General features: G+C 72.3%; 18 protein-coding genes and 1 tRNA gene. 11 read left to right on the plus strand and 8 right to left on the minus strand.

Features of this window, described 5'->3' with window-relative positions:
* Window positions 1–398: 398 nt before the first annotated feature.
* From ACPXBU_RS32495 to ACPXBU_RS32510, 4 genes are all read right to left on the minus strand, one after another.
* Window positions 399–1,838 (minus strand): MFS transporter, encoded by a 1,440-nt coding sequence (locus ACPXBU_RS32495; RefSeq protein ID WP_425761115.1) that lies wholly within the window; start codon window positions 1,836–1,838, stop codon window positions 399–401.
* A gap of 85 nt (window positions 1,839–1,923) precedes the next feature.
* Window positions 1,924–2,160: a hypothetical protein gene (locus ACPXBU_RS32500; RefSeq protein WP_393370505.1), complete on the minus strand. Its 237-nt coding sequence runs from the start codon at window positions 2,158–2,160 to the stop codon at window positions 1,924–1,926.
* A 131-nt stretch (window positions 2,161–2,291) separates the two neighbouring features.
* Window positions 2,292–3,797 carry a DUF6297 family protein gene (locus tag ACPXBU_RS32505; RefSeq protein ID WP_425761116.1) on the minus strand — a complete coding sequence of 502 codons (1,506 nt, stop codon included), beginning with the start codon at window positions 3,795–3,797 and terminating at the stop codon, window positions 2,292–2,294.
* Complete coding sequence (locus tag ACPXBU_RS32510) at window positions 3,794–4,435, minus strand: ABC transporter ATP-binding protein (RefSeq protein ID WP_425761117.1); 642 nt, start codon at window positions 4,433–4,435, stop codon at window positions 3,794–3,796. The genes ACPXBU_RS32505 and ACPXBU_RS32510 overlap by 4 nt, the downstream gene beginning before the upstream one ends.
* Window positions 4,436–4,564: 129 nt before the next feature.
* On the opposite strand from ACPXBU_RS32510, the gene ACPXBU_RS32515 reads away from it, so the two are divergent.
* Both ACPXBU_RS32515 and ACPXBU_RS32520 read left to right on the plus strand, forming a co-directional pair.
* A complete protein-coding gene (locus ACPXBU_RS32515) occupies window positions 4,565–5,725 on the plus strand; it encodes a geranylgeranyl reductase family protein (protein ID WP_425761118.1) in 1,161 nt (386 codons plus the stop codon).
* A gap of 81 nt (window positions 5,726–5,806) precedes the next feature.
* Window positions 5,807–5,977 carry a hypothetical protein gene (locus tag ACPXBU_RS32520; RefSeq protein WP_357249107.1) on the plus strand — a complete coding sequence of 57 codons (171 nt, stop codon included), beginning with the start codon at window positions 5,807–5,809 and terminating at the stop codon, window positions 5,975–5,977.
* Between the two features lie 55 nt (window positions 5,978–6,032).
* On the opposite strand, the gene ACPXBU_RS32525 is transcribed toward ACPXBU_RS32520, so the two are convergent.
* Window positions 6,033–7,823 carry a bifunctional metallophosphatase/5'-nucleotidase gene (locus tag ACPXBU_RS32525; RefSeq protein ID WP_425761119.1) on the minus strand — a complete coding sequence of 597 codons (1,791 nt, stop codon included), beginning with the start codon at window positions 7,821–7,823 and terminating at the stop codon, window positions 6,033–6,035.
* A 186-nt stretch (window positions 7,824–8,009) separates the two neighbouring features.
* On the opposite strand from ACPXBU_RS32525, the gene ACPXBU_RS32530 reads away from it, so the two are divergent.
* On the plus strand, window positions 8,010–8,912 hold the full coding sequence (locus tag ACPXBU_RS32530; RefSeq protein ID WP_425761120.1) for an SDR family oxidoreductase: 903 nt from the start codon (window positions 8,010–8,012) through the stop codon (window positions 8,910–8,912).
* A 176-nt stretch (window positions 8,913–9,088) separates the two neighbouring features.
* On the opposite strand, the gene ACPXBU_RS32535 is transcribed toward ACPXBU_RS32530, so the two are convergent.
* Both ACPXBU_RS32535 and ACPXBU_RS32540 read right to left on the minus strand, forming a co-directional pair.
* The gene (locus ACPXBU_RS32535; RefSeq protein WP_425761121.1) at window positions 9,089–9,748 is read right to left on the minus strand and encodes a nucleotidyl transferase AbiEii/AbiGii toxin family protein; all 660 of its coding nucleotides are present in this window, start codon (window positions 9,746–9,748) and stop codon (window positions 9,089–9,091) included.
* Window positions 9,745–10,086 carry a hypothetical protein gene (locus ACPXBU_RS32540; RefSeq protein ID WP_425761122.1) on the minus strand — a complete coding sequence of 114 codons (342 nt, stop codon included), beginning with the start codon at window positions 10,084–10,086 and terminating at the stop codon, window positions 9,745–9,747. The genes ACPXBU_RS32535 and ACPXBU_RS32540 overlap by 4 nt, the downstream gene beginning before the upstream one ends.
* A 692-nt stretch (window positions 10,087–10,778) precedes the next feature.
* Between ACPXBU_RS32540 and ACPXBU_RS32545 the strand changes: the two genes are divergently transcribed.
* The 7 genes from ACPXBU_RS32545 (at window position 10,779) to selB (ending at window position 20,831) form a co-directional block, all read left to right on the plus strand.
* Complete coding sequence (locus ACPXBU_RS32545) at window positions 10,779–11,339, plus strand: hypothetical protein (protein ID WP_425761123.1); 561 nt, start codon at window positions 10,779–10,781, stop codon at window positions 11,337–11,339.
* Window positions 11,340–12,049: 710 nt separating this feature from the next.
* Window positions 12,050–15,322, plus strand: a complete 3,273-nt coding sequence (fdh, locus tag ACPXBU_RS32550) for a formate dehydrogenase (RefSeq protein WP_425761124.1) — start codon at window positions 12,050–12,052, stop codon at window positions 15,320–15,322.
* Complete coding sequence (locus tag ACPXBU_RS32555; RefSeq protein ID WP_425761156.1) at window positions 15,315–16,421, plus strand: 4Fe-4S dicluster domain-containing protein; 1,107 nt, start codon at window positions 15,315–15,317, stop codon at window positions 16,419–16,421. Before fdh ends, ACPXBU_RS32555 begins: the two co-directional genes overlap by 8 nt.
* Window positions 16,418–17,638: an NrfD/PsrC family molybdoenzyme membrane anchor subunit gene (gene nrfD / locus ACPXBU_RS32560; protein WP_425761125.1), complete on the plus strand. Its 1,221-nt coding sequence runs from the start codon at window positions 16,418–16,420 to the stop codon at window positions 17,636–17,638. The genes ACPXBU_RS32555 and nrfD overlap by 4 nt, the downstream gene beginning before the upstream one ends.
* 13 nt (window positions 17,639–17,651) lie before the next feature.
* Window positions 17,652–17,747, plus strand: a tRNA-Sec gene (locus tag ACPXBU_RS32565).
* A gap of 22 nt (window positions 17,748–17,769) precedes the next feature.
* Window positions 17,770–19,074, plus strand: a complete 1,305-nt coding sequence (gene selA / locus ACPXBU_RS32570; RefSeq protein WP_393374848.1) for an L-seryl-tRNA(Sec) selenium transferase — start codon at window positions 17,770–17,772, stop codon at window positions 19,072–19,074.
* A 2-nt stretch (window positions 19,075–19,076) separates the two neighbouring features.
* The gene (gene selB, locus ACPXBU_RS32575) at window positions 19,077–20,831 is read left to right on the plus strand and encodes a selenocysteine-specific translation elongation factor (RefSeq protein ID WP_425761126.1); all 1,755 of its coding nucleotides are present in this window, start codon (window positions 19,077–19,079) and stop codon (window positions 20,829–20,831) included.
* Between the two features lie 22 nt (window positions 20,832–20,853).
* On the opposite strand, the gene ACPXBU_RS32580 is transcribed toward selB, so the two are convergent.
* Window positions 20,854–21,897 carry an NAD(P)-dependent alcohol dehydrogenase gene (locus ACPXBU_RS32580; RefSeq protein ID WP_425761127.1) on the minus strand — a complete coding sequence of 348 codons (1,044 nt, stop codon included), beginning with the start codon at window positions 21,895–21,897 and terminating at the stop codon, window positions 20,854–20,856.
* Window positions 21,898–21,992: 95 nt separating this feature from the next.
* Here ACPXBU_RS32580 and ACPXBU_RS32585 point away from each other — a divergent pair, with 95 nt between their 5' ends.
* Window positions 21,993–22,601, plus strand: a complete 609-nt coding sequence (locus ACPXBU_RS32585) for a TetR family transcriptional regulator (protein WP_425761128.1) — start codon at window positions 21,993–21,995, stop codon at window positions 22,599–22,601.
* Window positions 22,602–22,675: the final 74 nt, after the last annotated feature.

Genomic DNA, 22,675 nt, shown 5'->3' on the forward strand with positions numbered 1-22,675 from the left:
CACCCGAACACCTGTCGCTGACCGGCATCCGCACCACGGGGTGCCGGTCAGCGCTGTTTCCACTTCCGTGCCGCGCGTACGGCCTGCTCGCCAACTCGCTGAGCGCCCACGTGTCATCTCGCTACACCTGGACAACCACGCCGACCCCGCTGGCCGCTGGCCACGGACGCGGCGACGGCGACCGCCACCGGATTACGCCACCGATCGCTGGCCGGGCATCCCGCAACCTGGGGCGCCCGCTGGCGGCGTTATCGGACGGGCTGGCCCGGCACCCGGGGGTGCCCGCCAGCGGCGTTGCCGGGCGGGCTGGCCCGGCACCCGGGGCGCCGGCCAGCGGCGTTACCGGAGTGGCCGGCCCGGCGCCGGGGGTGCCGGCCGGCGGCGTACCCCTGGTGTTGTCAGGTTTTCTGGTGGCGTGTACGGAGGATGTCGATCAGCGCGCAGATCAGCGCGAGCGCGATGATGCCGGTGGCCAGCATGAGCGACCGTTCGAAGGATGTGGTCCAGTTGCCGCGGCTGTCGGCGAGCGATGAGAAGAACAGCGAGCCGACGGCGGCGATGCCGGCGGCGGCGCCGATCCGCTGACCGGTCTGGAGCATGCCCGCGCCACTACCGGCCTGCGCTACCGGGACGTCGGCGAGGGTGATCGTCTGGTTGGGTGCGATCACCAGCCCGCTGCCGATGCCGGCGACGAGCAGCGGTCCGGCGGTGACCCAGGGGGCCGGGGCGTCCGGGGCGAGGTGCAACGCGACAACCGTCGCGACCAGCCCGATCACGATGGTGAGTAGACCGATGGCGACAAGTGGTCGGCCGAGGCGGTTGACGATGCGGCCACCGAGCACGGCTGCGGCGGCGGAACCCAGGGCGAACGGGGTGATCGCCAGGCCCGCGACGAGCGCGCTGTAGCCGAGACCCATCTGCAGGAACAGCGTGAAGATGAAGAAGATCGCGGTGAAGCCGCCGAAGTAGACGAGCGCGATGAGCGACCCCAGGGTGTACGACCGGACGCTGAACAGTCGAAGGTCGAACAGTGGTTGGTGGTGGCGTGCGTACCGCCGTTCCCAGAGCCCGAAGACGGCGAGCACCGCGAGACCGACCGGGATGAGCGCCCACTTCCAGGGGGTCCGCCACTGCTGTTCCTGCACGAGCGGGAGCAGGACGAGGACCACGCCGATGCCGAGCAGCAGGACACCGACGGGGTCGAGTTGACGCCAGCCGGGTTGACCGGCGGGGCGGCCCGGCAGCAGACGCCAGCCGAGGATCACCGCGAGGATGCCGACCGGCACGTTGACGAAGAAGACCCACCGCCACCCGTGTTCCTCGCCGCCGACGGCGATGAGCATCCCGCCGAGCAGCGGCCCGACCGCAGTGGAGATACCGATGGTGGCGCCGAGCAGCCCGAACGGGCGGGCCCGTTCCGGGCCTCGGAAGAGCTGCTGGATCAGCCCGATGACCTGCGGGTTGACGATGCCGGCTGCGGCACCCTGGAGCAGGCGGGCGAGGACCAGCCAGGTCGGTGAGGTGGCGAGGCCGGCAAGCGCACTGGTCAGGGTGAACAGTGCGATGCCGAAGACGAACGCGTTGCGCCGGCCGCGGGCGTCGCCGAAGCGACCGGCGGGCACCAGCGCCAGGCCGAAGGTGAGCGCGTACCCGGAGAGGATCCACTGGAGGTCGCTCGACGAGGCGTGCAGCGCCCGGTCGATGGACGGCACCGCGACGTTGACGATGCTGACGTCGAGCAACGTCATGAACGCGGCGACCAGTCCGACGCCGACGGCCTGCCAGCGTCGTCGGTTCGCTGCCGCGTCCACCGGTTGCGGCGGTTGCGCCGCGTTCATCGTGCCCCCCGTTGACCGTCGATCGCGCATCGTTGACCCCTACCCGGGTCAGCGGGGGGCGAATCGTCCCGGCTTGTTCCGCGGGTCACGCCATCTGGCGGGCGCAGAACCGGGGACCGAAGTCGAGGCCCGCCATCGGCGAGTCCTCGCGGTGCAGCAGGCCCTTCTCGGTGAGCAGGTGCAGGGGGGTGCCCACCTGTTCTCCGGTCAGTCCGGACTCCTCGGCGATCAGGTCCGGGTAGGGCACCTGTCCGCGTGCCTCAAGAGTGGTGACCGCCTGGTACACCCGTTGCTCGGCCTCCGACAGTTGCACCTGCTGCATGGTTCCTCCTTCGTCTGTCCGCCGTCGTGCGGCGGTTGCCGTGCGCCGGTTACCCCCTGTCCGACCGAAGATGCACACCCGATCGGGCGGTGCTGATCAGGCGCGGCAGCGGCGTGCGGGCGTGGGGCGGCTCAGAGCCGCCACACCACCGTCACCGCTCTGGTCACGGCCGCCCGGGCGGAGCGACGGAGACGTCCACGGGCCCGGCGCGTCCCGGACGCGGTGAGGAACGCGGTCAGCACGACGACGGACAGGACCGCCTGGATGGCCACGGCGATACCCCCGACGCTGTCGGCGGTGATCGCGGCCAGGGCCGGCAGGGTGCCGATCAGCGCCACGTCGAACGCCTGGGTGACCCAGAGCAGCGGTCCGCTGGGCACCACTCCCTGGGGCGTGACGATCAGCGGGTAGTCGTGGCGGACGAACGACCGACGGCAGGAGCGCAGCGCACCCGCGGCGAGCGCGGGGCCCGCCGCCGCGCCGAGAGCGGCGCCCCACACCGGGTCGGCACCCGTCTGCCCGGCCAGCGTCGCCGCGGAGCCGGCGCTCCAGAGCACCGCGACGCCCACCGGTACGACGGCGCGCAGCCGCAGCAGCGCACCGTCGGTGCGGCCGAGCAGCCGGCCCAGTCCGGGGCGGTCGGCGTCGTAGCGGACATTGCCGGTGACCTGGGCCGTGGCGTACAGGCCGCAGGCGAGCCAGAGCGCGGCCCGGCTCGCGGGGGCGACGGTGATCAGGGCGGGGATGGCGGCGAAGGCCGCGATCAGGAGGATCCGCGACGGCATGCGGAGGAGGGTGATCACGTCGTGGGCCGGGATCGCCGAGGAGCCGGCGGGCAGCCGGAACCGTCCGCGCGGCGGGTGCCGTTTCCAGCGGCGGTCCTCGGCGACCCGGGACAGCAGGCCGGGATCTCCCGCCGTGACGCCGCCGGTCGCCGCGAGCACGGACGCCCCGGAGGCGTGCAGGGTGGTCAGCCGTACCGCGTCGAGCCGCCGCGCGGCCAGGAACGTCGCCACTGCGGCGGTCAGCACGGCGATCACCGTGACCGGAACGGCAGGGGGACGCACGGCCGAGGCGATGCCGAGCAGGCCCACTGTGAGCGCGGCGACGCCGCAGACCGTCGCCGAGATCCGCAGCACCCGGGCCGGATCACGGGCCGAGGTCTGCACCAGCACCGCCGTGGCGGCCGTCGCCACGCCGAGGGCGAACGCCGGGACGACGACCGCCGGCCGGGCCGCGGCGACGGTCAGCGGCACCCCGCCGACGAGGCCGGCGCCGAGCACGGCGACGAGGCGGGGACGCAGCATCTCGGCGCGCCGCAGCGGGCTGGTGGCGAGCCAGCTCAGCGCCGCGGCGGAGGTTGCGAGGGGCCCCGCCAGCGCCGCGCCCGCGAGGAGCGCCGCGACGCTGCCCAGCGCCACGGCCAGGACGGTGGCCGTGCTCGCCGGCCCGTTCCCGTCGGTGTCCCGCAGATGGCCGTGTACCGCCGTACCGATCATGAGGAGCAGGAAGATCAGCGTCAGCGCGACCGTGTAGAGCCCGTCGGCGCTCCACTGCTCCCGGGCCTGGCGTACCTGTCGGGCCCGCAGCCACCGCCGGACCGTACGCGCGGAGACCGGGGCCGGTCCGACACTCATCGCGGGTGTCGAGAGTGTTCGGGCCCGGTGACCTCGACGACGCGGCAGGTCTCGGCGAGGTCGGGGTCGTGGGTGGCGATCAGCGCGGCGCCGTCCCGGTCGAGATACGCGCGCACAAGGTCGATCACGGTCTGCCGGCCCGCCGCGTCCAGGTGTCGTTCCGGCTCGTCGAGCAGGAGCACCCGGCTGGGCCGCGCGAAGGCCATGGCCAGCGTCAGGCGCTGCCGTTGACCCGAGGAGAGCCGCACCGGGGAGTCGTCGGCGACGGTGGTCAGGGCGAGCAGATCCAGCAGCTCGACCGGATCCCACCAGGCGCCGGTATCCGCAGGGTTGAGCAGCCGTACCAGATCAACGTGTTCGCGAACCGTGAGCGACGGATACCAGGCGACGTCGTCGAGCATCGCCACCACCGCGCGGCGGAACCCCGCGTCCCGCTCGTCCACCGGGAGACCGGCCACCGTCACGGTGCCCGCGCGCGGCGCGTGCAGACCTGCCACGCACCGCAGCAGGGTGGACTTTCCCGCGCCGTTGGGCCCGCGCAGGGCCACCGCCTCCCGGGGCCGGACGTCGAGGCCGAAGTCGGCCACCACGAGGTGGTCGCCGTAGCCCAGGGTGAGCCTGTCGATGCTGATGGCCACGTACGGCTCCCCGTCCGGTGGGCTGTCGGTCAGGCGTCGGGACGCAGGTGCGGACCGACCGAGGATAGCCGTGCGGGATCACCCCCTCGGCGAACGAATGCGCGGTTCGCCATCCCCTAGGCTGCTTTCGTGATCGTTTGGGACCTCGTTGTCGTCGGCGCCGGCCCCGCCGGCCTGTCCGCGGCCTACGCCGCTGCCCGCGCGGGCGTGTCCACACTTGTTGTCGAGCGGGCCGCGCACCCGCGGTACAAGACCTGCGGCGGTGGCCTGATCGGCACCTCCCTGGCGGCGGTCCACGGTCGGATCGAGGTGCCCGCGCACGACCGGGTGGACCGGGTGACGTTCACCCGCGACGGCCGCCGGGAGTTCACCCGCCGCCACGACAGTCCGGTGGTGACGATGGTGCGCCGCGAGGAGTTCGACGACCGGCTGCGCGCGGCGGCGGTCGCCGCCGGCGCGCAGGTGCGGGAGCGGGTCGCCGTCCGCGCGATCGAGCAGGACCCCGAGGGGGTACGCCTGCGGCTGGCCGACGGTACGACGATCGCGGCCCGTGCGGTGATCGGGGCGGATGGTTCCTCGGGGGTGAGCGCCCGGCACGTCGGGGTGCGGTACCGGCAGGTGGACCTGGGTCTGGAGCTGGAGATTCCGGTGCCCCCGGCGGAGCAGGAGCGGTGGCGGGGGCGGCTGCTGCTGGACTGGGGCGCGATGCCGGGCTCGTACGCCTGGGTCTTTCCCAAGAACGACACACTGACTGTCGGTGTGATCGCCGGTCGGGGCGCGGGGGAGGGGACCCGGGACTACCTGCGGCGGTTCGTCGACCGGTTGGGGCTGACCGGGTTGCCGGCGGAGCACGACTCCGGTCACCTGACCCGGTGCCGCGAGGAGGATTCGCCGTTGCGTAACGGTCGGGTGCTTGTCGTGGGCGATGCGGCGGGGCTGCTGGAGCCGTGGAGCCGGGAGGGCATCAGCTTCGCGTTGCGCTCGGGTGAGTTGGCCGGCGCGGCGGTCGCCGGCGGAGATCTGGCCGGGTACGAGCGGGCGGTCGCCGAGCGTCTGGTGCCGGAGATGCGGGCCGGGTTCCGGCTGCTTGACGTGTTCACCAGGCGTCCGGGGGTGTTCCACGCCCTGTTGGCGACCCCGCCGGGGTGGCGGATGTTCGTCCAGTTCTGCCAGGGTCGGGCGAGCTTCGCCGAGATGCTGCGGCGGCGGCCGATCCGGGCGGCGCTCGCGGTGCTCGACCGGCTGCCCGACCGGCGTCGACGGTCCTCCACTGCTCACCCAGGATCCTAGGATGCTCTACGCGGTGTGACGGTGACCTGGTGTCGAGCACCCCGTACACCGGACAATGACGGGGAGCAACAGGAGGTGCCGATGGCCGAGCAGCCGTTCACCGATGACGAGTACGCGTTCCTGCGGCACGCGCGCTTCGGGGAGTTGCCGCCCGCGGTCCGCCCCGACGAGCGGGTAGCGCTGACCGAGACCGACCCCGGGCGAGATCAGCCGGAGCCCGAGGACCCGGTCCGCTGGAACGTGCAGGGCTGACACACGCGCGGCGGGCCGCGGGTGTCGCCACCCACGGCCCGCCGACGATCGGAGATCAGAAGAGCGGCACGCCCTCGCGTACGAGCCGCCAGTTGGGCTGGAAGAAGTCGGCCGGGTCGATCGTCCCCTTGGCCTGCGCCCAGTCGATGAGCAGCTGACGGATCTCCTGCTGCGCGTTGTAGACCTGGGTCTTCACGATGCCGGGGAAGTTGCCGCCGCCGCTGCGCCGATAGTTGTTCACCGCCACCACGAACTGCGCGTTGTCGGCTACCGGAGTGTCGGTGCCGGTCAGCACCAGTCGGGTGATCCGCTGTCCGACCGGCTTGGCGATGTCGATGTCGTAGTCGAGGCCGGAGAAGACGTCGTAGTTGTAGTCCGGCACCGCCGGGTCGCTGATCTGCTCCGGGTCGACAGGCGCGCCCGGCGCGAGGGTCCGGAAGTACTTCGCCGAGTACTCCAGGTACGCGCGCACCTCGGCGCCGCTGAGCACGACCGCTTCGAGGGTGTTGTCGTAGACGTACAGGCCGGCCACGTCGCGGATCTTGACGTCACCGGCGGGGAAGACCGCGGTACGACTGAACGGCGCCGCGATCGACAGCACCGGCAGGTCCGCGTACGTGGTGCCGGCCAGGGCCGCGCCGACCACCTCGGTCTGCACGTGGTTGATGAAGTCCAGGATCGGCGTGTCCTTGTACCGCGACTCCGCCGCCGACAACTCCACTGTCGACTGGGCGACCACCTGGTTGACGTACGCGATGGTCTTCTGGTGTTGGGCCCGCACCGCCGCGAGCACCTTCGGGTCCTCGACCACCGTGTTGGTGTTCAGCATGGTGGCGGCCTTCGTGGTGATCGTCCAACGGCCACGCTCCCGGGCGAGGGTGAAGTCCATCCGGGTGAGCCGCTGGCCCCACTTCGACGGCTCGGAGAGCAGCACCTGCGCGCCGGTCCGCTCGTTGGTGACGAACCGCTCGACCACCTCGTTGTGCGCGTGACCGAAGAGGATCGCGTCGATCCCGGGCACCTGCTGGGCGATCAGCGCCACCGGGTTCTCGTTGGGCAGCTCCGGGCCGTAGCTGGAGGTGCCGCTGTCACCGCCGTGCGCGGAGATCAGCACGAGGTCCGCGCCGCGCGCCCGCATGATCGGCACCCACTTCGCGGCGGTCGCGACCATGTCGTCGAAGCGCAGCCTGCCCTCGACGTTGCCCTTGTCCCAGATGGCCACGCCGGGGTTGGTCAGCCCGAGGATGCCGACCCGCAGGGTCGGCGCGGCGAAACCGAGGGAGACCTTCTTGATGACGTACGGCTGGAAGGCCGGCTTTCCGGTCTTCGCGTTCACCGCGTTGGCGGCGAGCGCCGGGAAGCCGAGCTGACGGATCCACAGGTCCAGCAACGGCAGACCGTAGTTGAACTCGTGGTTGCCGAGGGTCACCGCGTCGTAGTCGATGACGTTCATGGCCCGGGCCATCGGGTGCTTCTCCCCGGTGGCGGTGATCGGCTCCTGCTTGGCGTAGTACGTGGCCAGCGGCGTGCCCTGGATCGTGTCACCGGCGTCCAGCACCAGGGTCGCCTTGCCGCGCCGCTCCCGGCGGATCTGGTTGATCAGGGTCGCCAGTTTCGCGACGCCGATGTCGTTGTGCTTGCTGTCGTCGTACTCGGCGTCGCGGTAGTAGTCCCAGTTGTAGACGTTGCCGTGGGTGTCCGACGTGCCGAGGAGGGTGAGGTCCCAGGTGCGCGGCCGGGGCCTGCCGGCCGCCTGCGCGGGCGCGGCGGCGATCAGCGGGGCGGCCGTCGCCGCAGCGGCGGCGACGAGCACCTGGCGGCGCGACGGGGCGGAGGAGAAGGTCATGACGTGCCTTTCCATGGGGGTGGACGCGCCTCGTGAGCGCCTTGCGCACCATAACCAGCGGCCGTCACTCCCGCCACGCCAGCCCCGGGCGTTACTGCGGTTTCCGCAGGCAGGTGCGGGGTAGGGCGATCCGGGACGACATTCGCGGGAAAGCCCCGCTTCCCGCGCGCAGTGAGGAGTTATCACGTGAGCGAGGACCAGCACACCCAGCAGGACCCGACCAGCCAGTACGGCCAGCAGTCCGGTCAGCCCGCACAGCAGCAGTCACCGCCCGGCTCGACCGCTGGCATGTTCCCGAAGCCCGACCACGGGGAGGAGTCGTACCGGGGCAGCGGCAAGCTCGACGGCAAGCGGGCGCTGATCACCGGCGGTGACTCGGGGATCGGCCGGGCCATCGCGATCGCGTACGCGCGGGAGGGCGCCGACGTGCTCATCTCGTACCTGAGCGAGGAGGAGGACGCGGACGCCCGGGAGACCATCCGGCTGGTCGAGGAGGCCGGCCGGCGAGGCATCGCGGTACGCGGCGACATCACCGACGAGGCGCACTGCCAGGAGTTGGTCGACCGGGCGATCCGCGACCTGGGCGGCATCGACATCCTGGTCAACAACGCGGCCTACCAGATGTCGCAGGACAAGGGGATCCTCGGCATCAGCACCGAGCAGTTCGACCGGGTGCTGAAGACCAACCTGTACGCGATGTTCTGGCTCTGCAAGGCGGCCATCCCGCACCTGGCCGAGGGGTCGGCGATCGTCAACACGGCGTCGATCCAGGCGTTCGACCCGTCGCCGCAGCTGCTCGACTACGCCACCACGAAGGCGGGGATCGCCAACTTCACCAAGGCCCTCGCCGCCGACCTGGCCCAGCAGGGCATCCGGGTCAACGCGGTCGCACCCGGCCCGGTCTGGACTCCACTGATCCCAGCCACGATGCCGGAGGAGAAGGTGAAGCAGTTCGGCACCGACACCCCGGAGGGGCGTCCCGGCCAGCCGGCCGAGCTGGCCCCCGCGTACGTTTTCTTCGCCTCGCAGGAGTCCAGCTACGTCACCGGCGAGATCCTGGGGGTCACGGGCGGTCGACCGACCAAGTGATCCGCCACCGGGGTGGGCGCCGCTCGGCTGCCCGCCCCGACGAGGTCCGGTCCGGCGAGTCGTGATCCGGGCGCTGCGCCGGGCCGCGGTCGCTGCGCTGGTTCCTCGCGCCGTCGTTGCCCGGTTGTTGCGGGGCGTTGCCCGTCTCGTCGATCGGTTCGCCGGCGGCGGCTGGGTCAGCGCGGCCAGGCGGCGAAGCGCTGCCGGACCTGGGCGATGTCGGCCGCGTTGAGGCCGTACCGGCCGAAGCGCTGCTCGGACAACCGGTCCAGGTAGCGGCCGGCGGCCCGCACGTCCGCCGGATCCAGCGCGGGGTCGACCTGCCGTGCCAGCACCAACAGCTCGGTCACGTCGTAGTGCTCCAGCGCCGCCGCCACGTCGATGAAGTCCCGGACCTCCCGCCTGTTGACGAGTGCCGCGATCTTGTTGGCCACCAGGTCACGGACGTCCATGACCGGGCCGAGGTCCATCACCACCGGGCTCTGCTGACGGTCCAACCGGGCGAGGCTGAGCCGGATCTGCCGGCCGTCCCGGCTCACCACGAAGTCCTTCATGTCCTGGCCGTACCCGTCGAACAGCTCGGCCAGCTCACTGTCCGGGTCCGCGTCGGTGACGGTGAAGCCGGCGCGTTCCAACGCCACCCGCACCCCGGCGGACGCCGCCGCCGCCGCGCCCTCCACGTCCGCGAAGAGATCGACGTCCTCCGTCGGGCGGGCGACCAACCCGTGCGCCGCCCAGGCCACCCCACCCCCCAACACGAACCGGTACGGCCCGGCGGCGGTCAGCGCCACCCGGGCCACCTCCCGGTAGAACTCGTGCAGGTGCGGCGCGATCACGCCGCGCGCAGGCCGCGGTGCCGGCTCTCCCACGCCTGCCGTACGCCCCGCGGCAGGTTGAGCAGTCGCCACACCCGGCGCAGGGTCCGCCCGTTGATCAGCGCCCGCAGGTCGTCGGCACGGGTGGTCTCGCGGAGCACGTTCTCGTACATCCAGAGCAGTTGGTCGGGGTCGCCGAGGTCGAAAGTGCGCTCGGCGTTCCACATCAACCGGACCGGCAGTTCGACGATACCCCGGGTCGGGCCGCCCAGCTCGGCGAGTGTTCTCGCCACCACGGCGGGGCGACCGGGACGCGCCAGGAAGGCCACGCCGGTCGGGGTGGGGGAGACGGCCTGCATGGTGTCAGGGTAACGCCCGGCAGACCCGGTGTCGCTCAGGTCGATCCGAGCGCCCTGCTCCAGGTGCGCCGGCCTGGCCGCCATCACTGCGAAATGTGTCCGTTTTGCGCCCGAGCTGGCGCGCGTAGTCCGTCGTGATCGACTCGGGTTTGGTGAAGTCGGGGTGTCCGGGAGTCCGGGATGCCCCGACTTCCGTGAACCCGAGTGGATCACGCGGGTGACGGTGGGTTGGGGCGCCCAAGCCGCGCCGTGGGTGGTTTGTCCGGTGCTGGGGTGTGGCCGGGCGCACTCGTGGGCCGGAATCATGGCGCGGCCGGGGTCGTTACATACCCTGACGATCGCAGGACCACCGACCCGCCGCCCGACCGCTGAGGGCTGGTCGCGCAGGTTGGAATGCCAGGCTCCACCCGGTCGTTACAGTCCCCACGAACGACCGCAGGCACCGCCATGACGAGGGTGCCGATGGATGGGCCGCCCCGGAATGACCCTGGCCCCCCGGTCGTTACACATGGACCCGGCGCCACGAGCCCCCGCTCGGCAGGTCGCCGACCCCGACCCCGACGCCCGACAGGGTGTCACCCCCTTGACTTCCCCCTTGTTTGTGCAGCGCCGGACGAGGTGCTCACACCCGTGACCGCCGTTTCCCCGATCGGCGTGGCGCGGGTGTTCCTACCCCCGAAGGAGCTACCCCCATGAACACGATCATGCGTAAGAGCGTGCTGTCTGTTGCTGGTCTCGCGTTCGCCGGTGGTGTCTTCGCCGGCCCGATCGCCGCCCACGCCAACCCGGTCGATGCCAAGCCCGTCGCGGTGGCCGTGCAGACTACTGCGCCGAAGCCGCAGGGCGACCAGTCGCACATCTCCCTGAACGATGAGCAGACCGCGAACGTCAAGGCGATCATCGCCGCGACGAAGAAGGCCGGCCTGCCCGAGCGCGCCGCGGTCATCTCGATCGCGACGAGCCTGCAGGAGTCGAAGCTGGACAACCTGGGCCACCTCGGCGACGCCAACGACCACGACTCGCTGGGCCTGTTCCAGCAGCGCCCGTCCAGTGGTTGGGGCACGCCGGAGCAGATCACCAACCCGGAGTACTCCACCACCGCGTTCCTCAAGGGCCTCAAGCAGGTCGACGGCTGGCAGGACATGGCCCTGACCGACGCCGCGCAGACCGTCCAGGTCTCCGCCTACCCCGACGCGTACGCCCAGTGGGAGCAGCAGGCCACCGACCTCGTCAACCAGCACTGGAACAGCTGACACCGGCACCACCGCACGGCACCACCGCACCTGAACACCTATCGCTGGCCGGCACCCGGACCCCGGGGTGCCGGTCAGCGGTGTTTCCATTTCCGTGCGGGGCGTACGGCCTGCTCGCCGACTCGCTGAGCGCCGACGTTTCATCTCGCTGCACCTGGAAACCACGCCGACCCGCTGGCCGCTGCCGCTGGCCGCGGACGCCGCGCCGTCCGGTGTCTGGCCGAGCACGGTTCGGTGGTGGCTGCCCGCAGCGCGGCGCTTGGGGGCGTGCGTGCCGTGGCCGGGAGGCGACCGGCCTTACCGCGATGGGACCCGGCGCGCGGAACGGGCGGCGGGACGGGCGCGCGGGACGGGCGGGCGGGACGGGCGCGCGGGACGGGCGCGCGGGACGGGCGGGCGCTGCGACCGGATGGGCTCGCGCGGCGGAGCGCGGGAACGCGGAGTGCGGGAACAACGTGGGGGACCGGCTGGTTGTGGAGGGTGTCGGTGTGACTCAGTGTCCCCGGGCCTCACCTAATATCGCCGTCGCGGAATACCGTTTGGCTGGAGCCGCGTCGCGCCACTCGCCGAGAGGCGACCTGCACACCGACGCCAGCGCCGCCCCCGGTCCACAAGGCCGGGGGCGGCGCTGTCTGTCTACCCCCACTCGCGAACATGTCTCGGTTGACCTATGTTCATGGGGTCGCTCGCGTGGGAGGGGGTGTCGGGGCATGGGTCTGCGTACCTTCATCGAGGGTTGGCCGGTTTACCGGCAGCTCACCGGCACCGATCCGCTCGGTCGGGGTGCCGCGGCCAAGTCCACCCGGTCGGCAGGACTCACCGCGCGCACCGATGACGCGGATTCGATGGCCCGGTCGGTCTGCCCGTACTGCGCCGTCGGTTGTGGTCAGCGGGTGTACGTCAAGGACGGCCAGGTCACCCAGATCGAGGGCGATCCGGACAGCCCGATCTCGCGGGGTCGGCTGTGCCCGAAGGGTTCGGCCAGTAAGGGTCTGGTGACCAGTCCGCTGCGGCAGACGACTGTGCGTTACCGCCGTCCGTACTCGACGCAGTGGGAGGATCTGGACCTCGACACCGCGCTGGACATGATCGCCGACCGGATGCTCGCGGCCCGTGCGCAGACCTGGGAGGACGTCGACACGCAGGGCCGGCCGCTCAACCGGACGCTGGGTTTCTCCAGTCTGGGTGGGGCGACGCTGGACAACGAGGAGAACTACCTCATCAAGAAGTTGTTCACCGCGATGGGGGCGCTCCAGATCGAGAACCAGGCCCGTATTTGACACTCCGCCACCGTCCCCGGTCTGGGGGCCAGCTTCGGTCGTGGCGGTGCGACGGATTTCCAGCAGGACATCGCCAACGCTGACGTGATCGTCATCCAGGGTTCGAACATGGCTGAGGCGCACCCGGTGGGTTTCCAGTGGGTGATGGAGGCCAAGCGCAAGGGTGCGAAGGTCTTCCACGTCGACCCGCGGTTCACCCGGACCAGTGCGGTGGCTGACGCGTACCTGCCGATCCGGGCGGGCACGGACATCGCGTTGCTCGGTGGGGTGGTGCGCTACATCCTGGACAACGAGTTGGACTTCCGGGAGTACGTGCTGTCGTACACCAACGCGGCGACGATCGTCAGCGAGGAGTTCGTCGACACCGAGGACGGCGACGGGTTCTTCTCCGGGTTCGATCCGGAGACCGGCGCCTACGTGCAGGACAGCTGGCAGTACGCGGGGCACGAGGGTTCGTCCGGCAGTGGGCACACCGAGCAGGAGCGGGACAGCGCCGCGGGGCTGACGCACGAGTCCCACGGCGCACCTGTCGGCGGGCAGACCGAACGGGACGAGACGTTGCGGCACCCGCGCTGCGTCTACCAGATCCTCAAACGCCACTTCGCCCGCTACACCCCGGAGATGGTGGAACGGGTCTGCGGCATCCCGCGGGAGCAGTTCCTGGAGTTGGCCGAGGCGTGGACGCGGAACTCCGGTCGGGAGCGCACCGGCATGCTGATCTACTCGGTGGGGTGGACGCAGCACAGCGTCGGTGTGCAGTACATCCGTACCGGCGCGATCATCCAACTGCTGCTCGGCAACATGGGTCGCCCGGGCGGGGGCGTGATGGCCCTGCGGGGGCACGCCAGCATCCAGGGCTCCACCGATATCCCGACGTTGTTCAACCTGCTGCCCGGCTACCTGCCGATGCCGCACCACGCCGACCACCCGAGCTTCGACGAGTGGGTGGACAGCATCCGGCACCCGGGTCAGAAGGGTTTCTGGGGCAACGCGCGGTCGTTCGCCGCCAGCCTGCTCAAGGCGTACTGGGGTGACGCGGCGACGCCGGAGAACGACTTCTGTTACGGCTACCTGCCCCGGTTGACCGGTGACCACGGCACCTACCAGCAGGTGCTCAACATGATCGACGGGAAGATCAAGGGGTACTTCCTGCTCGGTCAGAACCCGGCGGTCGGCTCCGCGCACGGCCGGGCGCAGCGCCTGGGCATGGCCAACCTGGACTGGCTCGTGGTCCGGGACCTGTTCATGATCGAGAGCGCCACGTTCTGGCAGAACGGCCCCGAGGTCGCCACCGGGGAGATCGTGCCGGAGGAGTGCCGTACCGAGGTGTTCTTCCTGCCCGCCGCCTCGCACGTGGAGAAGGAGGGCACGTTCACCCAGACGCAGCGGCTGTTGCAGTGGCGGGAGAAGGCCGTCGAGCCGCCGGGCGACGCCCGCTCCGAGCTGTGGTTCTTCTACCACCTGGGGCGCAGGCTGCGGGAGAAGCTGGCCGGCTCGCCGTTGCCGCGTGACCGGGCGCTGCTCGACCTCACCTGGGACTACCCCACGCACGGTCCGCACGCGGAGCCGAGCGCCGAGTCGGTGCTGCGCGAGATCAACGGGTACGACGTGACGACCGGCCGCCCGCTGTCCAGTTTCGCCGAGGCCCGCGCGGACGGCTCCACCGCGATCGGCTGCTGGATCTACACCGGCGTGTACGCCGACGGTGTCAACCAGGCGGCGCGGCGCAAGTCCCGACACGAGCAGGACTGGGTGGCCGCCGAGTGGGGGTGGGCGTGGCCGGCGAACCGGCGCATCCTCTACAACCGTGCCTCCGCCGACCCGGACGGCAACCCGTGGAGTGAGCGCAAGCGCTACGTCTGGTGGGACGCGGAGAAGTCCGAGTGGACCGGCTACGACGTGCCGGACTTCGAGAAGACCAAACCGCCGTCGTACCGGCCGCCACCCGGCGCGTCCGGGACGGAGGGCATAGCCGGTGACGACCCGTTCGTCATGCAGGGTGACGGCAAGGGCTGGCTGTACGCGCCCAGCGGCGTGCTGGACGGGCCGCTGCCGACGCACTACGAGCCGGTGGAGTCGCCGGTGCGTAATCCGCTCTATCGGCAGCAGGCCAATCCGACCCGCAAGATGTACGCGCACCCGGTCAACTCGGTGAACCCGAGCCCACCGCAGGAGCACAGTCAGGTGTTCCCGTACGTGTTCACGGTCAGCCGGCTCACCGAGCACCACACCGCCGGTGGGATGAGCCGGACCGTCCGGACCCTTGCCGAGCTGCAACCGGAGATGTTCGTCGAGGTGTCACCGGAACTGGCAGGCGAGGCGGGGCTTACCCATCTGGGGTGGGCGCACCTGGTCAGCGGTCGTGCGGTGATCGAGGCGAAGGTGTTGGTGACCGACCGGCTCACGCCGTTGCGGGTGGACGGTCGGATCATCCACCAGGTGTGGTTGCCGTACCACTTCGGTTTCGAGGGTCTGGTGACCGGCGACTCGGCAAACGACCTGTTCGGCATCAGCCTGGACCCGAACGTCCTGATCCAGGAGAGCAAGGTCGGCACCTGCGATGTCCGGCCGGGTCGGCGGCCCACCGGGCCGGCGCTGCTCGACCTGGTGGCCGACTACCAGCGGCGCGCCGGGATCACGCCCGGCCAGCAGGCCCCGGCGGTCACCACCGACAGCGCGGGGGAGCAGCCCGGTGATTCCTGACCCGAACAGCCTCTACGGCCCGTTGGATCCGGCGCCCGAGGCCGGTTACGAGGACGCGCCGCCGCGGATGGGGTTCTTCACCGACACCAGTGTCTGCATCGGTTGTAAGGCCTGCGAGGTGGCCTGCAAGGAGTGGAACGGTGTGCCGGAGAGCGGCCTGGACCTGCTCGGCATGTCGTACGACAACACCGGCGCGCTGACCGCGAACTCGTGGCGACACGTCGCGTTCATCGAGCAACCCCGACCGGCCGGACACCGCGCCCCGCCGTTCGCGGGTACGCCGACCCACGGTTCGGCAAGCGCGGCGTCGGCGGCCGTGGCGGCCGGCACCGGTCAGCGCACGGGCACGGACCCGGGTGTGCCGACCGGAGCGCCGCCCGCCGCCGCCCGGATGGCCGCGGGTGGACCGGCGGACGTGCTCGGCGCCCCCCTCGCCGCCGATCCGGTCGTCGTGGGTGGCGCGGGTCCGGAGTTCCTGGGGATGCCGGGGGCGCAGCCCCCGGGCCGGGGCTCCGGTGCGGAGGGGCGTTCGGATTTCCGGTGGTTGATGATGTCGGACGTCTGTAAGCACTGCACCCATGCGGCGTGTCTGGATGTGTGTCCGACGGGTTCGTTGTTCCGGACGGAGTTCGGGACGGTGGTGGTGCAGGAGGACATCTGCAACGGCTGCGGTTACTGCATCTCGGCGTGTCCCTACGGGGTGATCGACCAGCGTAAGGATGACGGTCGGGCGTGGAAGTGCACGTTGTGTTACGACCGGTTGGGTGCGGGGATGACGCCGGCGTGTGCGCAGGCGTGTCCGACGGAGTCGATCCAGTACGGGCCCCTCGATGAGCTGCGAGAGCGGGCCGCTGCCCGGGTCGAGACACTGCACGAGCGGGGCGTCCCCGAGGCCCGCCTCTACGGGCACGACCCCAACGACGGTGTCGGTGGTGACGGGGCGTTCTTCCTGCTGTTGGACGAGCCCGAGGTGTACGGGTTGCCACCCGACCCGGTCGTGACCACCCGCGACCTGCCGAAGATGTGGAAACGCGCCGGCCTCGCCGCCCTGGCCATGGCGGCGGCGACCGTCGCCGCGTTCGTCGGAGGTTCCTCGTGAGTGCGCACCACCCCGAAACGGGTGACCGATTCCGCCGCTTCCGCGACCGACTCACCAACGCCAGCACCGACCCATCGGCCGCCGACCCCACCGACCCATCGGCCGCCGACGGCACCGACCGCTCGGGTGGTCCGGGGATGCGGCGGGGAGCGGTGGGCGCGGACTCCCGGGCGGAGCTGACCTCGCCGCGGCGGGGGTCCGCCGGCCGGCGGGGCGGACGACGCGGCGGCGGCGAGGAGCTGCGGGTGCCGGAGGCCGAGTTCACGTCGTACTACGGGCGGCCCATCCTCAAGGCGCCGGTCTGGAAGTGGGACATCGCGGCGTACCTGTTCACCGGTGGGCTGGCCGCCGGCTCGTCGCTGCTCGCCGCGGGTGGGCAGCTCACCGGGCGGCCGGCGCTGCGTCGGGCCGGTCGGGTGACCGCGTTGGGCGCCGTCAGCGCCAGCGCCGTCTTCCTGATCAGGGACCTGGGCCGACCGGCGCGGTTCCACCACATGCTCCGGGTGGCCAAGCCGACCTCGCCGATGTCGATGGGCACCTGGATCCTCACCGCGTACGGGCCGGCGGCGGGTGTCGCCGCGATCGCCGAGGCCGCCGGCGTGCTGCCCCGGCACGGTCTGCTCGGGCTGGCCGGTCGCGCGTTGCCGCCCATCGGGCACGCCGCCGGGCTGCTCGCCGCCGGCACCGCGCCGGCGCTGGCCACGTACACCGGGGTCCTGCTCGCCGACACGGCGGTGCCGTCGTGGCACGAGGCGTACCCCGAGTTGCCGGTGATCTTCGCGGGCAGCGCCCTGGCCAGCGGCGCCGGCGTGGGTCTGCTCGCCGCGCCCCCGCACGAGGCGGGGCCGGCCCGCCGGATGGCGGTGGCCGGTGCGGCCCTGGAGCTGTACGGCACGCACCGGGTGGAGACCCGCCTCGGTCTGCTCAGTGAGCCCTACCGGCGGGGCCGGCCCGGCCGGCTGCTGCGCGCCAGTCGGCTGCTCACCGCGGGTGGGGCCGCCGGTGCGCTGCTCGGCCGGCGCAGTCGGGCGGTCAGCGTCTTGTCCGGCGCCGCGCTGCTGGCTGCCTCGGCGCTGACCCGGTTCGGCATCTTCTACGGCGGCGTCGCGTCCGCCCGCGACCCTCGGTACACGGTGGTGCCGCAACGCGAGCGGGCCGACGCCCGACGAACCGGCATGGATCTTCCATCTGGTCGGGCGGCCCCGCCCACGGTGTGATCGAATGTCCGGTGGAGGCGTTCAGGCGGCTGGTGCCCCTCCCGGTCTTCAAAACCGGAGTGGTCCGGGACCCGGGCCAGGCGGGTTCGATTCCCGTCCGTCTCCGCCAAACCGCAGCAGGAGATGACGCGATGGGCGACGGGCCGGTGGACCCACGACGCCGGGTGCCCCGCACCGACACGCTGCTCGCCGACCCGCTGCTGGCCGCGGCCAGCGCGACGCTGGGCCGCGACCAGGTCAAGGCGGTCGTCGTCCGCGCCCAGGAGCGGGCCCGCCGCGGCGAGATCAACCCCGACGAGGTACGCGACGCGGCGGTCGCCGCGTTGCCCGCGCCCGGCCCCCGGGCGGTGCTCAACGCCACGGGCGTCGTACTGCACACCAACCTGGGCCGGGCGCCACTGTCGCCCGCCGCGGTCGCCGCGGTGGTGGCCGCCGCCGGGCACACCGACGTCGAGTTGGACCTGGGTACCGGCCGACGGGCCCGCCGTGGCCGCGACGCGCTCGACGCCCTGGCCGCCGCCGTACCCGACGCCGGGGCCGTGCACGTGGTGAACAACGGCGCCGCCGCGCTGGTGCTGGCCGCCACCGCCCTGGCCGCCGGTCGTGAGATCGTGGTCAGCCGGGGCGAGTTCGTCGAGATCGGCGACGGTTTCCGCCTGTCCGACCTGCTGGAGAGCACCGGCGCTCGCCTGCGGGAGGTGGGCACCACCAATCGCACCACGCTCGCGGACTACGCCGCCGCGCTCGGCCCGCAGACCGGTTTCGTGCTCAAGGTGCACCCGTCGAACTTCCAGATCACCGGCTTCACCTCGGCGACCCCGGTGCGTCAACTGGCGACCCTCGGCGTGCCGGTGGTCGCCGACATCGGCTCCGGCCTGCTCACCGCGGATCCGCTGCTGCCCGACGAACCGGACGCGACGAGCACTCTGCGCGCCGGGGCGGCGCTTGTCACCGCCAGTGGCGACAAGCTGCTCGGCGGCCCGCAGGCGGGGTTGCTGCTCGGCGACGTCGCGTTTGTCGACCGGCTGCGCCGGCACCCGCTGGCCCGGGCGGTACGGGTGGACAAGCTCACCCTGGCCGCGCTCGCCGCCACCCTGCACCGACCGGACACCCCCACCCGGACGGCGTTGCACGCCGACCCGGGCGCCCTGCGCGAGCGGGTGGAGCGGCTGCGCGACCGGCTCGGCGCGGACGGCCGCAAGGCGGAGGTGGTGCCGGCCGTCGCGGTGGTCGGCGGCGGTGGGGCCCCCGGTGTCGAGTTGGACTCGTGGGCGCTGAGCCTGCCCGAGCGCTACGCCGCGCCGCTGCGCACCGGCGACCAGCCGGTGCTCGGCCGGGTGGTGCGGGGCCGGCTCCTGCTCGACCTGCGCTGTGTGCCGGCCGACGCCGACGAGGCGGTCCGCGTGGCCGTGCTGCGCGTGCCCGGGGACGACTGAGCGTGTTCGTCGTCGCGACCGCCGGACACGTCGACCACGGCAAGTCGACGCTGGTCCGGGCGCTGACCGGGATGGAGCCCGACAGGTGGGCCGAGGAACGCCGCCGGGGCATGACCATCGACCTGGGCTTCGCCTGGACGACACTGCCCTCCGGCGCCACCGTCGCCTTCGTCGACGTGCCCGGCCACGAGCGGTTCGTGCCCAACATGCTCGCCGGGGTCGGCCCGGTGCCGGCGGCGCTGATCGTGGTCGCCGCCGACGAGGGGTGGATGCCGCAGTCCGCCGAGCACCTGGCCGCGCTCGACGCGCTCGGCGTCGGGTACGGCCTGCTGGCGGTGACCCGCGCGGACCTGGCCGATCCGGGGCCGGCGACGGCCCAGGCCCGCGCCGAGATCGGCGCGACAAGCCTCGGCGCGGTGGAGGCGGTGGCGGTCAGCGGCCGCACCGGCGCCGGTCTGGCGGAGCTGCGGGCCGCCCTGGACCGGCTCACCGCCCGACTGCCGGCGCCCACGGTGGACGACCCGGTCCGGCTCTGGGTCGACCGCAGCTTCACCGTGCGGGGCAGCGGCACCGTCGTCACCGGCACCCTCGGCGCTGGTCGGCTGCGGGTGGGTGACGTGCTGGAGTTGGCCGGTGCCGACGAGCCGGTCCGGGTCCGTGGCCTGCACTCTCTCGGCGAGGCCCGACCGGAGGCCGCCGCGGTGGCCCGGGTGGCGGTCAACCTGCGTGGTACGCCCCGCGACCGGCTCGGACGCGGCGACGCGCTGCTCACCCCGGGCCGGTTCCAGCACACCGACCTCATCGACGTGCGGCTCGCCGGCGACGCGGCCGCCGACCTGCCGGCCACCCTCACCCTGCACGTCGGGTCGGCGGCGGTGCCGGTCCGGGTCCGACCGCTCGGCGCGGACACCGTGCGGCTGCGCCTGTCGCGCCCGCTGCCACTGCTGGTGGGCGACCGGGCGCTGCTGCGCGACCCAGGCCGGCACCACGTGGCCGGCGGGGTGCGGGTGCTGGACGTGGCGCCGCCGCCGCTGGCCCGCCGGGGTGCCGCGGCCGCCCGCGCGCAGGTCCTCGCCGCGCTGGACGGTCGACCCGACCTGGTCGGTGAGCTGCGCCGCCGACGGCTGGTCCGGGCCGGCGCCATGATCCGGATGGGCGTGCCGGTGCGCGCCGCGCCGGTGGCCGGTGACTGGCTGGCCGACCCCGAGCACTGGCGGCGCCTCGGCGACCAGGTGACCGAGGAGGTCGCCCGCTACGCGCGGGAGCACCCGTTGGAGCCGGGGATGCCGGTGGACGCGCTGCGCCAGCGACTCGCCCTGCCCGACCGGCTGCTTGTCGAGGCGCTGGTCCGGCCGCCGTTGCGGATCCACGCCGGGCGGGTCGGCGCGGCGGGCGCCGACGCGTTGCCCGAGCCGGTGGCCCGAGCCGTGCGGCGGGTCCGCGACGAGTACGGCGACCGGCCGTTTCGCGCCCCCGAGGCGGACCGTCTCGTCGACCTCGGCCTGGGTCCCCGGGAGATCGGCGCGGCGGTGCGGGCCGGCGCCCTGCTGCGGTTGGCCGACAACGTGGTGCTGCTGCCCGACGCGCTCGACGACGCGGTCCGGGTGCTGGCCGGGCTGCCGCAGCCGTTCACGCTCTCCGCGGCCCGGCAGGCGTTGGACACCACCCGCCGGGTGGCGGTGCCCCTGCTGGAGTTGCTGGACCGTCGCGGTGCGACCCGGCGACTGCCCGACGACGCCCGGATCGTCGTCACCTGAGCCCCGCGACACGTCGCCTTGGTCAGGAGTCCAGGTCGGACATGTCGAGGACGAAGCGGTAGCGGACGTCGTTTCGCCGGAGGCGGTCGAGGGCCGTGGCCACCTGCGCCGACGGGAGCACCTCGATGTCGGCCGCGATGCCGTTGTCGGCGCAGAACTGCAGCATCTCGGCTGTCGCCGGCCGGCCTCCGCTGCCGGCGGAGCCGAGTCGCTTGCGGCCGACGAGGAGGGCGGTGGTCTCGACGGTGACCGGGCCCAGGTAGCCGAGGAGGCTGAGGGTGCCGTCCATCGCCACCAGCTTCAGGTACGGGCCGAGGTCGTGCGGTGCGGAGATGGTGTCGATGACGACGTCGAAGGCGTCGCGTGCCGTGGCCATCTGTTCCGGGTCGGTGGAGTCGAGGAGGTCGTGTGCGCCGAGCCGGAGGGCGTCGGCGCGCTTGTCCCGGCTGCGGCTGATCACGGTCGTGGTGGCGCCGAGGGCCACGGCCAGCCGGACCGCGAGGTGGCCGAGGCCGCCGAGCCCGGCCACGGCGACGCGACTGCCGGGGCCGACCGCGAGGGCGCGCAGGGGTTCCCAGACGGTGATGCCGGCGCACAGCAGCGGGGCGGCCGCGGCCGGGTCGAGGCCGGCGGGGAGCGGATAGGCGAAGGCCTCGCGGACGACGTACTCGCGGGAGAAGCCGCCCAGGGTGGTCGACCCGTCCTGCCGGTCGGTGCCGCCGTAGGTCAGGGTCGGGAAGGAGTGGCAGAAGTTCTCCTGCCCGGTGCCGCACATGGCGCACACGCCGCAGGAGTCGACGATGTTGCCGACGGCGACGTGGTCGCCGATCGAGAAGGTGGTCACCCCGGGGCCGGTCCCGGTCACCACGCCGGTGAATTCGTGGCCCGGCACCAGCGGCGCGCCGCTGTGCGTGTCGTAGTCGCGCAGGGCGTGCAGGTCGCTGTGGCAGACGCCGCAGTAGTCGACCCGTACCGCGATGTCGTCGGTGCGCAGGTCCCGGCGCTGCAGGGGGGTGCGGCGCAGCGTCGACGAGTCGGTGGCCTGCCATCCGGTGGTGCTTCGCATACTCGACTCCTTAAACAGACTGTTCGGTTTGTTAGAGCCTAGGTCGGGCCACGAGGTAAAGCAAACCAACTGTTCTGTTTTGCTAGGGTGGGGGTATGCCGGAGCAGCCCCTGACCTCGCGAGGCGCCGCGACCTACCAGCGCATCCTGGACGCGGCCACCGAGGAGTTCGCCCAGCACGGCATCGCCGGCGCACGAGTCGACCGGATCGTGACGGCGGCGCGGACCAACAAGGCGCAGCTCTACTCGTACTTCGGCGACAAGGAACGGCTCTTCGACGCCATCTTCCTCAGCTCGCTGGAGCGCATCACAAACGTCGTACCCATCGACGCCGACGACCTCGCGGACTGGGCCGTCCGCCTCTACGACGAGTACCTGCGCCGTCCCGACCTGATCCGGTTGGCGACGTGGACGCGGCTGGAGCGCCGGCCCGCCGGGCACCTCGTCGAGACCCACGAGCACTACGACGACCGCAAGCTCACCGCGATCGCCGAGGCCCAGGCCGCCGGGCGGATCCGCACCGGCGACCCGTTCGACATCATGGCCCTGGTCATCGCCATGTCGATGGCCTGGTCACCGGTCAGCAACGTCTACGCGGCAAGTCGCCAGGAATCCGACGACGTCCATGACCACCGCCGTGCTCTGCTGCGCGACTGTGTCCGACGCGCCATGGTGCCGACCGACCAGGGTCATCCGGACCGCTGACCGCCCGTTTCCCCGCGCTGGCTCGGGGCCCGTCCGGGGCTGACAGGAACCGTCCCGGGGTGCGACGGTAGAGC

Origin of the sequence: Micromonospora sp. DT231, from assembly GCF_049847025.1 — a bacterium.
In the GTDB taxonomy this organism is placed as follows: Bacteria; Actinomycetota; Actinomycetes; order Mycobacteriales; family Micromonosporaceae; genus Micromonospora.

Bases quoted from the DNA above. Each gene is read 5' to 3' on its own strand.
- ACPXBU_RS32495 (WP_425761115.1), bottom strand. From the start codon at position 1,838: ATGAACGCGGCGCAACCGCCGCAACCGGTGGACGCGGCAGCGAACCGA.
- ACPXBU_RS32545 (WP_425761123.1), top strand. From the start codon at position 10,779: ATGAACACGATCATGCGTAAGAGCGTGCTGTCTGTTGCTGGTCTCGCG.
- ACPXBU_RS32505 (WP_425761116.1), bottom strand. From the start codon at position 3,797: ATGAGTGTCGGACCGGCCCCGGTCTCCGCGCGTACGGTCCGGCGGTGG.
- ACPXBU_RS32520 (WP_357249107.1), top strand. From the start codon at position 5,807: ATGGCCGAGCAGCCGTTCACCGATGACGAGTACGCGTTCCTGCGGCAC.
- ACPXBU_RS32540 (WP_425761122.1), bottom strand. From the start codon at position 10,086: ATGCAGGCCGTCTCCCCCACCCCGACCGGCGTGGCCTTCCTGGCGCGT.
- selA (WP_393374848.1), top strand. From the start codon at position 17,770: ATGGGCGACGGGCCGGTGGACCCACGACGCCGGGTGCCCCGCACCGAC.
- ACPXBU_RS32585 (WP_425761128.1), top strand. From the start codon at position 21,993: ATGCCGGAGCAGCCCCTGACCTCGCGAGGCGCCGCGACCTACCAGCGC.
- ACPXBU_RS32580 (WP_425761127.1), bottom strand. From the start codon at position 21,897: ATGCGAAGCACCACCGGATGGCAGGCCACCGACTCGTCGACGCTGCGC.
- ACPXBU_RS32500 (WP_393370505.1), bottom strand. From the start codon at position 2,160: ATGCAGCAGGTGCAACTGTCGGAGGCCGAGCAACGGGTGTACCAGGCG.
- ACPXBU_RS32525 (WP_425761119.1), bottom strand. From the start codon at position 7,823: ATGACCTTCTCCTCCGCCCCGTCGCGCCGCCAGGTGCTCGTCGCCGCC.